General features: G+C 65.9%; 10 protein-coding genes. 8 read left to right on the forward strand and 2 right to left on the reverse strand.

All coding sequences use genetic code 11. The annotated features are described in order from the left end of the window. Positions 1 to 325 precede the first annotated feature (325 nt). The 4 genes from B146_RS0105340 to B146_RS0105355 all read left to right on the forward strand — a co-directional run bounded on the left by B146_RS0105340 (position 326) and on the right by B146_RS0105355 (position 8961). On the forward strand, positions 326 to 4138 hold the full coding sequence (locus B146_RS0105340) for a vitamin B12-dependent ribonucleotide reductase (RefSeq protein WP_026358348.1): 3813 nt from the start codon (positions 326 to 328) through the stop codon (positions 4136 to 4138). Positions 4139 to 4413: 275 nt separating this feature from the next. After that, entirely contained in the window at positions 4414 to 5544 is a 1131-nt protein-coding gene (locus B146_RS0105345; RefSeq protein WP_019995386.1) for a ComEC/Rec2 family competence protein, read from the forward strand. Positions 5545 to 5548: 4 nt separating this feature from the next. After that, positions 5549 to 7780, forward strand: coding sequence for a ThiF family adenylyltransferase (locus B146_RS0105350; protein ID WP_019995387.1), 2232 nt, complete (start codon positions 5549 to 5551; stop codon positions 7778 to 7780). Continuing rightward, positions 7780 to 8961, forward strand: coding sequence for a patatin-like phospholipase family protein (locus B146_RS0105355; RefSeq protein ID WP_019995388.1), 1182 nt, complete (start codon positions 7780 to 7782; stop codon positions 8959 to 8961). Before B146_RS0105350 ends, B146_RS0105355 begins: the two co-directional genes overlap by 1 nt. Here B146_RS0105355 and B146_RS0105360 read toward each other — a convergent pair. Beyond that, positions 8955 to 9479: a hypothetical protein gene (locus tag B146_RS0105360; protein ID WP_155897375.1), complete on the reverse strand. Its 525-nt coding sequence runs from the start codon at positions 9477 to 9479 to the stop codon at positions 8955 to 8957. The genes B146_RS0105355 and B146_RS0105360 overlap by 7 nt on opposite strands. Before the next feature lie 590 nt (positions 9480 to 10069). Between B146_RS0105360 and B146_RS28910 the strand changes: the two genes are divergently transcribed. The 3 genes from B146_RS28910 to B146_RS0105380 are packed head-to-tail and all read left to right on the forward strand — an operon-like array spanning position 10070 to position 11521. Continuing rightward, a complete protein-coding gene (locus B146_RS28910; RefSeq protein ID WP_155897376.1) occupies positions 10070 to 10654 on the forward strand; it encodes a helix-turn-helix domain-containing protein in 585 nt (194 codons plus the stop codon). 12 nt (positions 10655 to 10666) lie between these two features. After that, positions 10667 to 11017, forward strand: coding sequence for a VOC family protein (locus B146_RS0105375; protein ID WP_026358349.1), 351 nt, complete (start codon positions 10667 to 10669; stop codon positions 11015 to 11017). Positions 11018 to 11032: 15 nt separating this feature from the next. Then, complete coding sequence (locus tag B146_RS0105380) at positions 11033 to 11521, forward strand: nucleoside deaminase (protein ID WP_019995393.1); 489 nt, start codon at positions 11033 to 11035, stop codon at positions 11519 to 11521. 78 nt (positions 11522 to 11599) lie between these two features. On the opposite strand, the gene B146_RS0105385 is transcribed toward B146_RS0105380, so the two are convergent. After that, complete coding sequence (locus B146_RS0105385; RefSeq protein WP_155897377.1) at positions 11600 to 11917, reverse strand: hypothetical protein; 318 nt, start codon at positions 11915 to 11917, stop codon at positions 11600 to 11602. Positions 11918 to 12355: 438 nt separating this feature from the next. Between B146_RS0105385 and B146_RS27585 the strand changes: the two genes are divergently transcribed. Beyond that, the gene (locus tag B146_RS27585) at positions 12356 to 14431 is read left to right on the forward strand and encodes a DNA cytosine methyltransferase (protein ID WP_019995395.1); all 2076 of its coding nucleotides are present in this window, start codon (positions 12356 to 12358) and stop codon (positions 14429 to 14431) included. Positions 14432 to 14646: the final 215 nt, after the last annotated feature.

Genomic DNA, 14646 nt, shown 5'->3' on the forward strand with positions numbered 1-14646 from the left:
TGCCGTTCCCACGCCGCCGACCGCAAGCTGTGGATAAGCCAAAACCAAGGGAACCGAACTTCCGGTGAGGCTTTGAGTCGCGTGATAGGAGGCGGAAGGTTCCGTCGAATTTTACGCTTTCCACACCCTTTCGAATGATTGTGGATATCGAGGCCCACTACAGGCAGTAGGTCGCGCGAGTGACCGACACCATATATAGTGAGACCAACGAAACCTAAGAATCACGCCGCCGCCCGCGCACCGGGTTCGGCGCCGGCCTTCGAGTCGGCGTTCGCCCCCTCGCGCCTGCTGTGCTGCCATCCCGGATCGGAGTAAGACCATGGGCCTGAAGATCGAACGGCGCTACACGAAGCCGGGCCAGGGCGCCTATGCCTCGGTCGAGTTTCGCAAGGCCACGAGCGAGATCCGCAACCCGGATGGCTCGGTCGTCTTCCGTCTGGCCGATATCGACGTGCCCGCGCAGTTCAGCCAGGTGGCAAGCGACATTCTCGCCCAGAAATATTTCCGCAAAGCGGGCGTGCCCCGTGCGCTGAAGCGCGTCGAGGAGAACGACGTTCCCTCCTTCCTCTGGCGCTCGGTCGCCGACGAGGAGGCGCTGGCCGCCCTTCCCGAGGACGAGCGCACCGGCTCCGAAATGGACGCGCGGCAGGTCTTCGACCGTCTCGCCGGCACCTGGACCTATTGGGGCTGGAAGGGCGGCTATTTCCAGACCGAAGAAGACGCGAGCGCCTTCCGCGACGAGCTGGCCTTCATGCTGGCGACGCAGAAGGTCGCGCCGAACTCGCCGCAATGGTTCAACACCGGCCTGCATTGGGCCTATGGCATCGACGGCCCGAGCCAGGGCCACTTCTATGTCGATTACCGGACGGGCGAGCTGACGCGCTCGGCCACGTCCTACGAGCATCCGCAGCCGCACGCCTGCTTCATCCAGTCCGTCGCCGACGACCTCGTCAACGAGGGCGGCATCATGGACCTGTGGGTGCGCGAGGCGCGCCTGTTCAAATACGGCTCGGGCACCGGCTCCAATTTCTCGGCGCTGCGCGGCGAAGGTGAGAAGCTCGCCGGCGGCGGCAAGTCGTCGGGCCTCATGAGCTTCCTCAAGATCGGTGATCGCGCGGCGGGCGCCATCAAGTCGGGCGGCACGACGCGCCGCGCGGCCAAGATGGTCGTGGTCGACATCGATCACCCCGATATCGAGGCCTATATCGACTGGAAGGTGCGCGAGGAGGAGAAGGTCGCCGCGCTCGTCACCGGCTCGAAGACCGTTTCCAAGCACCTGAAGCTCATTCTCTCGGCCTGCGTGAACTGCGAAGGCGGCTCGGGCGACGAGTGCTTCGACCCGAACGTGAACCCGGCCCTCAAGCGCGCCGTGAAGGACGCCAAGCGCGCGCAGGTTCCCGAGAACTACGTCAAGCGCGTCATCCAGTTCGCGCGCCAGGGCTACACGGATATCGACTTCCCGGTCTACAACACGGACTGGGATTCCGAGGCCTATCTCACCGTCGCCGGCCAGAACTCCAACAATTCGGTGCGCGTCACCGACGAGTTCCTGCAGGCGGTGGAGCAGGACGGCGACCACCACCTCATCGGCCGCGTGAGCGGCAAGGTGACGAAGACGGTCAAGGCGCGCGAGCTTTGGGACCGGATCGGCTATGCCGCCTGGGCCTCGGCCGATCCCGGCATCCAGTTCCACACGACGATCAACGACTGGCACACCTGCGCGGCGGCCGGCGCGATCAACGCGTCGAACCCCTGCTCGGAATACATGTTCCTGGACGACACGGCCTGCAATCTGGCCTCCATGAACCTCCTCCAGTTCCGCGAGGCGAACGGTCGGTTCGACGTGGACGCCTACGAGCACGCCACCCGTCTGTGGACGGTGGTGCTCGAAATCTCCGTGCTGATGGCGCAGTTCCCGTCCAAGGAAATCGCGCAGCGCTCCTTCGACTACCGCACGCTCGGTCTCGGCTTCGCCAATATCGGCGGCCTCCTGATGACCGCCGGCATCCCCTATTCCTCGGCCGAGGGCCGGGCGATCTGCGGCGCGCTCTCGGCCATCATGACCGGCATTTCCTACGCCACGTCGGCGGAAATGGCGCGTGAGCTCGGCCCCTTCCCGGACTACGAGCGCAACGCGGCCGGCATGCTGCGCGTCATCCGCAACCATTCGCGCGCCGCCCATGGCCTCGCCAATGGCTATGAGGGCCTCGCCGTCGAGCCGGTTCCGCTCGACCATTCCTCGCTGAAGGACAAGCGCCTGTCGGCCCGCGCCAAGCAGGCCTGGGTGCTCGCGCAGGAGCTCGGCGAGAAGCACGGCTATCGCAACGCGCAGGTTTCCGTCATCGCGCCGACCGGCACGATCGGCCTCGTGATGGACTGCGACACGACGGGCATCGAGCCGGACTTCGCGCTGGTGAAGTTCAAGAAGCTCGCCGGCGGCGGCTATTTCAAGATCATCAACCGCGCCGTTCCCGAAGCGCTGCGCACGCTCGGCTATTCGGAATCGCAGATCGCCGAGATCGAGGCCTATGCCGTCGGCCACGGCAACCTGAACCAGGCGCCCGCCATCAACCCCGGCTCGCTTCGCGCCAAGGGGTTCGGCGACGAGCAGATCGAGGCGCTGAACGGCGCGCTGAAGAGCGCGTTCGACATCAAGTTCGCCTTCAACAAGTGGACGCTTGGCGAAGCCTTCTGCAAGGACGTGCTGGGTCTCACCGACGAGCAGCTCAACGACTTCTCCTTCGAGTTCCTGCCCGCGCTCGGCTTCTCCCGCAAGGACATCGAAGCCGCCAACATCCATGTCTGCGGCGCGATGACCCTGGAAGGCGCCCCCTTCCTGAAGGCCGAGCACCTGCCCGTCTTCGACTGCGCCAGCCCTTGCGGCCGGATCGGCAAGCGCTCGCTCTCGGTGGAATCGCATATCCGCATGATGGCGGCCTCGCAGCCCTTCATTTCGGGCGCGATCTCCAAGACCATCAATATGCCGAACGACGCGACCGTCGAGGACTGCAACAGCGCCTATATGCTGTCCTGGAAGCTCGCGCTGAAGGCGAACGCCCTCTACCGTGACGGCTCCAAGCTTTCCCAGCCGCTCAACGCCTCGTTGATCGCGGACGAGGAGGACGAGGACGATCTGATCGAGGAGACGGCCGCCGCGATCGCCGCCGCGCCCGCCGCGGCCAAGGCGACCGAGATCGCCGAGCGCATCGTCGAGCGTGTGGTCGAGAAGGTCATCCGCGAGCGCGAGAAGCTGCCGAACCGCCGCAAGGGCTACACGCAGAAGGCCATCGTCGGCGGCCATAAGGTCTACCTGCGCACCGGCGAGTTCGACGACGGGCGCCTCGGCGAGATCTTCATCGACATGCACAAGGAAGGCGCCGCCTTCCGCGCGATGATGAACAACTTCGCCATCGCCATCTCGCTCGGCCTGCAGTTCGGCGTGCCGCTCGACGAATATGTGGAGGCCTTCACCTTCACGCGCTTCGAGCCGGCCGGCATGGTCCAGGGCAACGAGGCGATCAAGAACGCGACGTCGATCCTCGACTACGTGTTCCGCGAGCTGGCGGTCTCCTATCTCGGCCGCCACGACCTCGCCCATGTCCAGCCGGAAGAGCTCAGCGCCTCGACCATCGGTCGCGGCGTCGAGGGCGACAAGCCGGCCCCGCTGCCGATCTCGGCGGGTATGGTGCGTGGCCAGACCTCGAAGTTCCGCCTGGTGTCCTCGAGCGAGCCGCAGGGCTCGGCCGGCGGCGCGGCGGCCCCCGTCGCCAAGGGCGGCTCTGGCTCCGTGGTGACGGCGGTCCTGCCCCGCGCGGCGGCCCCCGTCGCTCGCGGCGGCGCGCAGGTCGCGGCCTTCAAGCGCGACTACGAAACGGCCCCGCTGGCCGAGCCGGCGCCCGTCGCCGACACCTCGCCCGCGCAAGGCCTTTTCGACTCGCCGCTCTCCTACGCCGCTTCGGACCGGGACGTCTCCCGCGTCGAAACCGCCCCGAAAGCCACCAGCGCCGAACGCCGCGCCCAAGCCCTTATGAAGGGCTACACCGGCGACAGCTGCTCGGAATGCTCGAACTTCACCATGGTCCGCAACGGCACCTGCCTGAAATGCGACACCTGCGGGAGTACCTCCGGGTGCAGTTGATTGTTCCGCTTGTTCCTGAGAAACCGACCAAAGTTGTGGAATCGAGGTCAAAGTTGCAATTCCCGATGTCCGAGTAGGATGGGATTCCTAGTCAGATAAAAGGGATTTTGCCAACAAAAACGGCAACTTACCTGCGCGGCATCTGCCGCGCAGAAATGCTTAAAGGAACGAAACGTGAATCAGACGAGCTCGCTCGTCGCTCTTGGGCCAGGGCCTTCTCGAACGAGGCAGCCGAGCCGCCACCGCCCTAGAGGCGGATCCGCAAGGAGACATCAATGCCCGCCTACTTGACCTTCTTCCCCCTCGGCAACGCCGACACCACGCTGATCCGGCTCGCGAACGACGATCTCGTTCTCCTCGACTACGCAAACATGCGGAACGCGGCGGACGCGGCCGACAAGCGCATCGACCTGCCCTCCACCTTGCGCGAGGAACTGGCTGACGCCGGACGTGCATCCTTCCGCGCCGTCGCCTTCACACACCTCGACGACGACCACATCAAAGGGGCGTCCGACTTCTTCTGGTTCGATCACTCCACCGCCCGTCAGTCGGCCAACCGGGTGAAAATCGATGACCTGTGGGTGCCTGCCGCGGCGATCACGGAGGTAGGGGTCGATGGCGACGCATGGTGCATCAGACAGGAGGCGCGGTACCGTCTCAAGCAAGGGTACGGCGTCAAGATATTCTCCCGCCCGGGCAACCTCGCCGCCTTCCTCGCCGCGAACGGATTGAGTGTGGAGAGCCGACGCCATTGCATCGTGAATGCCGGAGAGCTCGTACCGGGGTTCTCCGTCAACAATCCCGAGAGTGCTGAGTTCTTCGTTCACAGCCCGTTCGCGTGGCGAACGAACGGCGGCCTGGAGGACCGCAACGAGAACTCGATCGTGGTCCAGATGACGGCGCGCGACCTCGGCATCGACAGCTACGCATTGCTCGGAGCCGACATCGATCACGAGACCCTTTCCCAGATCGTCAAGACGACGAGGCAGCATGGGAACGAGCACCGCCTACACTGGGACGTCCTGAAGCTCTTTCACCATTGCTCGTACAAGTCCCTGTCCCCGGACAAGGGCATCGACAAGACCGAGCCCGTCGAGGACGTTCGCTGGCTCTTCGAAGATCTGGCGCGGGAGAAGGAGATCATCGTCTCCCCGAGCTGGCCGATCCCGGTCAAGGGCTCGGCCGACGACCTCGATCCACAGCCGCCGCACCGTCAGGCCGCCAACTACTACAAGGAGATCATCAAGGACTCGAGCGGCCAGTTCAAGGTGACCATGGAGACGCCGAGCGAGGCCAAGCCCAAGCCGATCAAGCTGAAGATGAGCCTTGCGGGCGTCGGCGTGGTCTCGACGGTTGTCCCGAGCGTCGCGGGTGCCGTTTCCTCCAGTTCCACCCGCGCGGGGTGATCCGATGTGGACCCCGGCAGGCAGCGTCCCCGTAGAGAGCAAGGAGGTCCTCATTCCGCTGGCCAAGGCGTTCGTCGCCTTCATCGAGGCCGAATGCAGCGATTTTGCGCGCCTGCGTGCGTGTCACCGGACGACGCCGCCCGGCGTCGAGACAGTGACCTTCGACCTGCGGATCGAACTTCCGCAACGGCCCGTCTATGCGGTCCATCCGACAGAGACGGTTTCCGTCTGCTTCCTTGCGGACAACCGCATGGCACCCTTCGTCGCGGTCGGTCGCCAGGATTTCCCGGATACCCCCCACCAGTTGCTGACCCGGGAGGGGCTGCCGTCCGCTCTCTGCATCGACGACCGACCGTGGGAGGACGTGCGCGGGGACTACAGCGGATCCGAGTTGATGATCCGGATCGTGAACTGGTTCGAGAAGGCATGCGAGGGGCGACTTCACGGGGCCGACCAGCCCTTCGATCCCTTCTTCGCCTATGACAACGGCTACAGCGTCATCCTGCGGGCCGACGCCGAAGCCGCGCTCGCCGAGGGCAAGGACCTCACGATCGGTCTCGCCGGCGTCGATTCGCAATGCCTCGTCGTCGCTTCACGTGGGGAAGCCCAGGAGGCGCATGGCGCATTCGTTCTCAGCTTCGTCGACGTCGTTATCGAACCCCAGCGGATGACCCGCATGCGAAGAGCCCCCGCGACCCTGAGGCAGCTTGCCGACATGCTGGCCAAGCGGGGCTTCGACCTGATCGAACGCCTCAGGCGGGACGCGCGGGCATGGGCGGGCTCGTTGGGCGAGGATCGGGGCAGGACGTGGCAGGTCTGCGTGTTCGTCAGCATGCCCCAAGTCCACCCGCTGACGGGTGAGATCGGCGCATCGTTGCCGATGGTCTTCCTGGTTCCGGCCAGTCTCGGCGACATCGGGGTGGCACTGGGCGTGCTCACCACGAACGACACGGATGATGGGAAGGATGCCAGCCATCTCCCGCTCCTCGTTCCGATCGTTTCCATTGACGGGTCCGACGCCATTCCGGTGTTCATGGTTCCGGTCCACCGCGAACTGGACGCCGAACGTGCCACGCAGCTCGCGGGCCGTCGCGATTTCGACCGCCGCCACCTCGTGATGGTCGGCGCCGGATCGCTGGGTTCCGCGGTCGCCGAGCACCTGACGCGGGAAGGCCAGTACCGCTGGACCGTCATCGACGACGACACCCTGCTCCCGCACAACATGGCTCGCCACATGTTGACCCTGGCATCGTGCGGCCGGGCCAAGGCGCCCCAGCTTGTGGGGCGGCTGCGCTCGTTGCGGCCCGACGTCGGGGCCGACGCCATCGTTGCCAATGTCCTGCACCTCGGTGCGGAGGACCCGGCCGCCGAAGCCATCGACTGTGCGGACCTCGTTCTCGATGCGTCCGCCTCGATCGCGGTGTCGCGCTGGCTGTCGGATCGGGAGGGCGATGCCCGACGGCTTTGCGCCTTCTTCACGCCGGACGGCCTGTCGTGTGTCCTGATGGCCGAAGCGGCCGACAGAACCCAGCGGCTGCGAGACGTGGAAGCCACCTATCTGCGCGAGGTCCTCGTGAACCCTGCACTCGCGCATCACCACCGCCCCGGCCAGCAGATGCGGCACACGGGTGCCTGCCGCGCCCTTACGAACACCATCCCGTCCTCCTCCGTCGCCGTCCTTGCGGGCCTGCTGGCGGGAGCGCTCCCAGGGGCCGCATCGGCTCCTGCTGCGAGCCTGCGGATCTGGAGCCGCCAACCCAACGGCGACATCACTAGCGTCGGCATGGAAGCGAGTTGCGTCTGCCTCGAGACGCAGGGATGGAGGATCACCGTTCCCGAAAGCCTCGTCCGTGAGCTCGCGAGCAAAAGAGCGGAGGCGCTCCCGAACGAAACGGGAGGACCGTTGGTCGGCTTGGCCGATCACGTGGCTCGGCACATCGCGATCGTCCATGCCCTGCCGAGTCCCCCCGACAGCATCGGCACACCCGCAGGGTTCGAACGGGGAACGCGGGGCCTGCGTCGCAGCATCGAGGACGCACGCGCGAGATCCGGCGGCCAGGTCCGATACCTAGGGGAATGGCATTCCCACCCCTCCGGTCACTGCGCCAGCCCCAGTTCCGTCGACGTCCGTCAGATCCAGCAGCTATCGCTCGCGTTGTCGATCGACGGCCTCCCCGCGATCTCCCTAATCGTAGGCGAAGGCGAGATGGGCCTGATGTTTAGGACCGCAGCCTGATGTCCGCTGATGAGTTCACCACGCCTCGCAGGATCGGTCTCGCCCTGTCCGGCGGCGGGATACGCGCCGCCGTCTTCCATCTCGGCGTGCTGAAGCATCTGGCCGAGGAAGGGCGGCTGGAGCACGTCACGCAGCTTTCGACGGTGTCCGGCGGCAGCCTGGTGACGGGCGCGATCTTCGCGCGAGCGGAGGGGCGCTGGCCGTCGTCTTCGGAGTTCATCGAGAGCGTCTACCCATCGATCCGTCGAATGCTGATCTCCGGCGACCTCCTCAGCTTCCGCGCTCTCGGCTTGGGCGGCGCGATCCGCGCCAACGTCCAGATCCTTTTCCGTCGCGCGAACATCCTGGCCGACATGCTGCGGCGGCGTTGGGGGATTGAACTCGAGCTTGCGGACCTGCCGCCGTCACCCGTATGGCACATCAACACGACATGCATCGAGACGGGCAAGAACTGGCGATTCAGTCGTGAGGCCATGGGAGACTGGAAGTTCGGTCGCCACTTCTCGCCCAGGGTCTCGGTTGCGGAAGCAATCGCTGCGTCCGCGGCGGTTCCCTATGCCATTGGAGCTCTCAAGCTGTCTCTGCCGGAACACGGTTGGTGGCAGACCGACCCGGCGACCAAGGCACCGAAAACGCAAATCACGCCCGCCGCGAGGACGGTTCATCTGTGGGATGGGGGCGCCTACGAGAACATGGCGCTCGAACCCCTCTACAAGCCTGTCGAGGGCTTGCAGGACTGCGACATCCTAATGTGCAGCGACGCATCCGGCCCACTCGGGCCGCCCAGTTCGATCGCCGCGAACCTGATCCGAGGGCGCCTCGCCTCTCCCCGCCTCTTCGACATCGCCGCGGACCAGATCCGGTCGCTGCGATCCCGCATGCTCATGAAGTCGATTCAGCAGAAGGAGTTCGAGGGATACCTGCTCCGGATGGGAACCTCCGCCCGATCATTCCGGCTGCCCTCCGACGTCCTCCCGGAGTTCCTCAGTGACGAAGACAGCCTGGCATCGTTGAACTACCCGACCAACCTGATGCGGATCTCGGAGATCGACTTCGACCGCATCGTCAGGCACGGGCACGAGACCGCACGCCTGACGCTGATGGCTTTCGCTCGGAATCGCAGTCAGAGCGACACGAGCGAGCAAACTGCCAGCGGACAGGCTATCCCTTCCGTTCAGTAACGCGGCGCCAACGGCTCCGACGTGTCACGGCAGGCCTTCCGCATCCGGGTGTCTCGGTCCTCCAGGACGGCGGCGTGGTATGCCGACTCCCGCCCCCTTCGCTCGTTCCGGCGCCACTCGGCGGCGTCGGTCTGGACGGCGACGGCCGCGTTGAGGGTCAGGCGATGGTGGTTCCCGACGACGAAGATCGAGTCGTCCGGCACCCATTCCACCTTCAGGAGCGGAACGTCGAGCACCGCGATGCCCGTCGCCTCGACGAGTTCGGCGGTGAGGTTCACGGGCCGCAGCACGAACGATGTCCGCATCTCGTGGGAGGACCTGTTCGGCGCGGCGAGTTCGCGCGCGAGGTTGTCGGCCTGCTCGAGTGTCCCGGTGTACTCCACGCTGTACCAAAGGCCGTTCCGCATGGCGATCAGCAGCCATCCCGACGACGTCAGGTTGAGCGACGACCGCCAGTCCGCCCCCGCCTCGGGATCGCCTTCGGGCCTGCGCAGGATGGCGACCTCGCGATCGGTCATCACGACCCGTGCCGCCTCACCCGGAAAGGCGCGACCCCATTCGCTCTCTGCGGGCGGCTTGCTCGCGCCACGCCGTCCCCGTTCGCTCTTCCCCGCCATCACATCCCCCTTCGTGCTTACGAAAGGCTCGGCCGGACATGGGAAAGCGACAAGGCGTCCATCCGGACAGATCCGATGACGCTCGGGCTCGGCAGGTCCCGGACGTGTGCGACTTTCACCGCCCCCCCTCACCCGCTCCTTGACTACCGCAGTGAATATAACACATATGGAATGTGCCTGGAGGATGGGATGCCGAGCAAGTCGGAGAGAGCCGAGTTGGTCTTCGCCTTGCTGGCAAAGGCGGATCCGGCCGGGTCGCATGACGACGCCTATCGGCTGTTGTCGGACACGATGAACGCGGTCGAGGATGAGCTTAGCAACATCCCATACAATCCGGCGGCGTGGATGGAGGATGGCAGGCTCTATCCTCCCCAGGAAGACAACAGCAGGATCGCAAACGATGACCCCCGGGTCATCCGATACCGAAGCCGCGGCCATCAGACCCTGATCGACGAGAACGGCTCAATCCAGATCAGGAAGGGCACCGAGACATGCTTGAGCAAGCCTGGACTAGACGGACGGACGATCGACGAATTGATGACGCCATCTCCGATGGGCATCTTGCCGCGAAGGCCCTAGAGGATCGCCTCGGCAGCCTCCTGACAACGATCACCGTCGATGCTCCGTCATCGGACGCGGGAGAATGGTTCTTTGACCTGACGGTAGGCGGACGATCCATCGAAGTCGCATGGCGCCGCGGTCAGGGGTACGGCTTGTTCACGTCGGACGACGACACATACGGATCGCGCCCGGACGAAATCTTCAGTTCGGCTGAATTGGCGGCGAGCCGGATCATGATGCTTTCGCAATCCGGCGACGCCGCATCGAAGGCGATGCATCTCGGCGACCTCCGAAACCTCATGAACCTGTCGCAGAACGAGGTTGCGAGCAGGATGGGCAACCAGCAGGCAGCCGTTTCCAGGTTGGAACGGCACGTCGATACGTATGTCAGCTCGATCCAGAAGTACGTGAACGCGTTGGGCGGATCGGTGGTGCTGATGGTCAAGTTCGAAGGGTTCGAGGCGCCCATCACACTTGCCGAAGCTCCGAAGCGGCGCGCGACGACTGTCGGGTAGGGCGGCTTCACGATGAACGCGAAGCCCAACCTGATGGTATTGAGGGCGTCAAACCCGGACAGCTTGGTGACGTTCTACACCTCCATCGGGCTGTCGTTCGTTAAGGAGCGTCATGGTTCCGGGCCAACTCACTTTGCCAGCGCCTCGGCTGGCTTCGTGCTGGAGATCTATCCCTGCACGTCTCAGGCGCGGACCAGCGGGCTGAGACTCGGCTTTTCGGTCGACGACGTCGATCGGGCGTTCGCTGCCGCTGTCGCCAACGAGGGATCGGCCCTTGTAACGCCACGTGACAGCGACTGGGGCCGTCGCGCGGTCGTGCGCGACAGCGAGGGGCACACCGTAGAGCTCGTCGAGCGGCGTTGACCAGGGAGAGGAACGATGATCGACGAACGCGACAGGAGGCATCTTGAACGGTGCGTCGAACTGGCCTCCGACGCCGTGAAGGCCGGGAACGAACCCTTCGGGTCGGTCCTCGTGTCCGGTGACGGCGCCGTCCTGTTCGAGGCGTTCAACGAAGTCGGCGGCGGCGACGCGACGCGCCACCCGGAGTTCGCGATCGCGAGATGGGCCGCCGAGCGTCTTCGGCCCGACGAGCGCGCTGCGGCCACCGTCTACACCTCGGGCGAGCACTGCCCGATGTGCTCGGCCGCCCATGCGTGGGTCGGGCTCGGTCGGATCGCCTACGCTTCGTCGGCGGCGCAGCTCGGGGAGTGGCAGGCGGAACTCGGAGCGGCGCCGTTCCCGGTGCGCTCGCTCTCCATCAACGAGATTGCCCCGAAGGTGCCCGTCGACGGACCCGATCCGGCACTTGCGAACCGGGTCCGTGAGCTGCACCGTCAAGCCCAAATGGCGAAGTCGCGAGCGTGACCGATCGAGACATCGGCCGCCGCCTGAAAAATCGTGCGACTTACCAATCAGTCGGTGAAGCCTCCGGCGGTTACGACGCTATCCCGCCTCCATCGAGCCGCGCTCTGCGGCTTCGGTCATCCGGACCGCAGCCTGGATCATGTTCAAATGGCTCTCGGAGGTTGTGAGTAGCACGGCTTCCATAAGGGCAAGAACGCCCATTGCCGCAGCTTTCGGCGTGAGGCCCTCGCGACCAATCGCGTCCATGGCCTCGTCGATCCGGACCTTGATCCGCGTGTAAGGCTGGTCCTCGTCGAGATAGTCGTCCTCGCCGTCGAACTCGTCCTTCTCGAACGCCACCATGTCCTTGTCCGCTTGATTGAGCGCCGCAAGGGCAAACCCGATTTCGTCGTCCATCGACATCATCTCGAACCTCATAACTCGTTCAGTCTCGTGTCGCGCCACACGTGTTGACCATTTGCGCCATTGCAATCGACCCCCCAGCGTAACCATCGCCGTTCCAAGCGGGCCTCGATGTCAGCACGTCAACGCAATTTCGACTCGCTCCCCGCTCCAGCGTGCTGTCGGCACCGTCACAATCCGACTGCCGCCGCGCTGGCTGTCCACCTGCCACAAACGACGCTAGGATTTCGTTTCGGCGTACTGGCCCTCGAGGATTCAACGTTCTTCGGGTAGCGTCCGGCGGTGAAGGATCGGTTCATGAGCGTTCGGGAACATCATCGGCGAATCTTTACCGACGTGGCGGCGCGTTACCTCGAATCCTAACGATCCTGTTCCCGGGCCCTTAGTCCACCGCCCCTCAAGATCCCGGCGAGCCTCAAGGGATTCGCACGGATGACCAAGCCCAACGCCAAGCTGCCGCCGTCCGCGGACCGCATCACGGCCGACCGCCTGCGCGAGCTGCGCAAGAGCGTCCGCGACCTCGGCAAGCGGAGCCTGATCGGCATGCTCGACGCGGGCGAGGCACTCGAGGAGGCGGCGAAGCTGCTGCGCGGCAACTACTCGACATGGGTGCTTGCCGAATGCGGGATCGACGCCCGCACGGCCCTCGGATACCGGAAGACTTTTCGGGTCTTGAACGACCGGAGGAAGTGGCTCGTCGGGAAGCGCGTCGCACCGAGCGTCGCCCTGACGATCGCCTGCGCGAAACCCGAGGGCCGCGACCGCGCGCTCGCCGCCCTCGAGGCGGACCGCACCCTCACCGTCAAGGAGGCCAAGGCCCTCGTCCGCGGCGGCGATGCGAAGGCGCGGCCGCCGACCCAGGGACTGGGGTCCCTCGCACGGTCCGTGGCCGCGTTCTCGACGAACCTTCTCGCGGAGATCGCCCGCATCGTCGAGCTGGCCGCCGACCCGGACGCCGACGAGTTCCGCCTGATGGAGTCGGCGGTGCGCGCGCGTGTCCTCATGCCGATCCTGTCCGCGCTCTCGACCCGTACGGCGGGTGCGGCCGATCCGGTCCCACATCCGCTCACCGATGCCTTGACGGCGCTCGCGAGCGCCACGACGGCAGCCGAAATCGCCGCGGCCGCCGCCCACCTTGTCGTGGCAGCGTCGGGCAACGCGTCGGATGAGGCAGGCGCCTGCCCCACCGCCGACGTGCCGCCGCAAGCGGACGCCCCGAACGCCGGGATCCGCTCGACGACCTCGGCGCTCACGCACGGCCTCACCGTCGTCGAGATCTGCGCGGGTGCGGGCGGCCAGGCGGCTGGGCTGTCGAAGGCGGGGTTCCGCCACCTCGCCCTCCTAGAGCGCGATCCCTCCGCCTGCGAGACCCTGCGCGCCGCCTTCGGGCCAGATCACGTCGTGGAGGCCGACCTCATCGGCTACGATCCCGGCGAGATCGGCGACGTCGACCTTCTCGCGGGTGGCGTTCCCTGTCAGGGCTACTCGCGCGCTGGCCATCGCAAGGGGGCGGGCGACGAGCGGGACCTCTTCGCCGAGGCCCTCCGGCTGGCCGAGCAGCTCCGGCCGCGCGCGGTGATGATCGAGAACGTCGAGACCATCTTCGAGCCGGACTACGACCTCCATCGCTTCCGCGTGCTCGGTCGGCTGAAGCGCATGGGGTACGCCGCCGAATGGCGCACGATCGACTCCTCGCATTTCGGGGTGCCGCAGAACCGGAAGCGAGCGTTCCTGGTCGCCTTCCGCGAGCGCGCCGCGATGGATCGCTTCCGGTGGCCCACTGCGCTCCACCATTACGGCACCGAGCCGCATCCCGTCATTGCCGGGCTGGATGGCCACCTGCGCTCGGGCGGCTGGGTTCCGACGGAAGCGATCCGCCAAGGCATGGACCGCGCCGCGCCGACGGTGACGGGCGGCAGCGACCGAAAGAACGGAATGGACCTCGGCCAGAGCAACACCGCCAAGGTGTGGGCCGAGATGGGCTTCGTGACAAAACGCATCGGGAATGGCGCGCCCGGACCGGACCACGACGGCAAGGTCGAGGCGACGAACGGAATGCTTGCCACCCTCCAGGGTTTTCCCTCGGACTGGCCGTTCCGAGGATCCAAGAAGCAGGTCTACCGCCAGATCGGCAACGCCCTGCCGCCCCCAGTCGCGTTCCACCTCGGTTGCGCGGTTGCGTCGGCGTTGACCCGAGAGCTTGTCGATCCCGCCGTACAGATCGCCCACGAGGGCATGCGCTGGATCCATCGGCACGGGCAAGCGTCCGGCCAGCGAGCGCTCGAGCATGCGGCGGGCGCTCGGCCGTCGGACGCTTCCCGTTCGGAGGTCGGCCTCGCGCTCGCCCGCCTCGGGAATCGAATGCCGACGTGGGTGTCGGAGGATCGCTGGATCGATTTCGACGACGAAGGCAGCGAACCGCTCGAGGAGCTCGAGGGCGCGGAGGCGATCGAGAACGCCGAGTCGATGGCGGACGCGGCCACGACGATCGCCGCATCCGCAGCGTGACGGGACCACAGGTCGTTGTCGGACAGGAGCCGACTTCGCCCGCCATCCTTCGTGGTGTTTCCTGAGTTATCCACCGCCTCCGCGGCCCCATCGACGCGCACGTTGACTCCCACCGCGCGCGTCGCCTAGCCTCGCCGCCATGATCGAAGCGCGCGCCCTCGACTGTGCGATGTCCAGCCCTTCCGGGCTGGCCTGCGTGCGCGCTTCGTCCCCCA

The sequence above is a fragment of the Aureimonas ureilytica DSM 18598 = NBRC 106430 genome, assembly GCF_000382705.1.
Classification (GTDB): Bacteria; Pseudomonadota; Alphaproteobacteria; order Rhizobiales; family Rhizobiaceae; genus Aureimonas; species Aureimonas ureilytica.

Coding starts and splice junctions, on each gene's coding strand:
- B146_RS0105345 (WP_019995386.1), top strand. CDS start 4,414: ATGCCCGCCTACTTGACCTTCTTCCCCCTCGGCAACGCCGACACCACG.
- B146_RS0105350 (WP_019995387.1), top strand. CDS start 5,549: ATGTGGACCCCGGCAGGCAGCGTCCCCGTAGAGAGCAAGGAGGTCCTC.
- B146_RS0105355 (WP_019995388.1), top strand. CDS start 7,780: ATGTCCGCTGATGAGTTCACCACGCCTCGCAGGATCGGTCTCGCCCTG.
- B146_RS0105360 (WP_155897375.1), bottom strand. CDS start 9,479: ATGACCGATCGCGAGGTCGCCATCCTGCGCAGGCCCGAAGGCGATCCC.
- B146_RS28910 (WP_155897376.1), top strand. CDS start 10,070: ATGCTTGAGCAAGCCTGGACTAGACGGACGGACGATCGACGAATTGAT.
- B146_RS0105375 (WP_026358349.1), top strand. CDS start 10,667: ATGAACGCGAAGCCCAACCTGATGGTATTGAGGGCGTCAAACCCGGAC.
- B146_RS0105380 (WP_019995393.1), top strand. CDS start 11,033: ATGATCGACGAACGCGACAGGAGGCATCTTGAACGGTGCGTCGAACTG.
- B146_RS0105385 (WP_155897377.1), bottom strand. CDS start 11,917: ATGGACGACGAAATCGGGTTTGCCCTTGCGGCGCTCAATCAAGCGGAC.
- B146_RS27585 (WP_019995395.1), top strand. CDS start 12,356: ATGACCAAGCCCAACGCCAAGCTGCCGCCGTCCGCGGACCGCATCACG.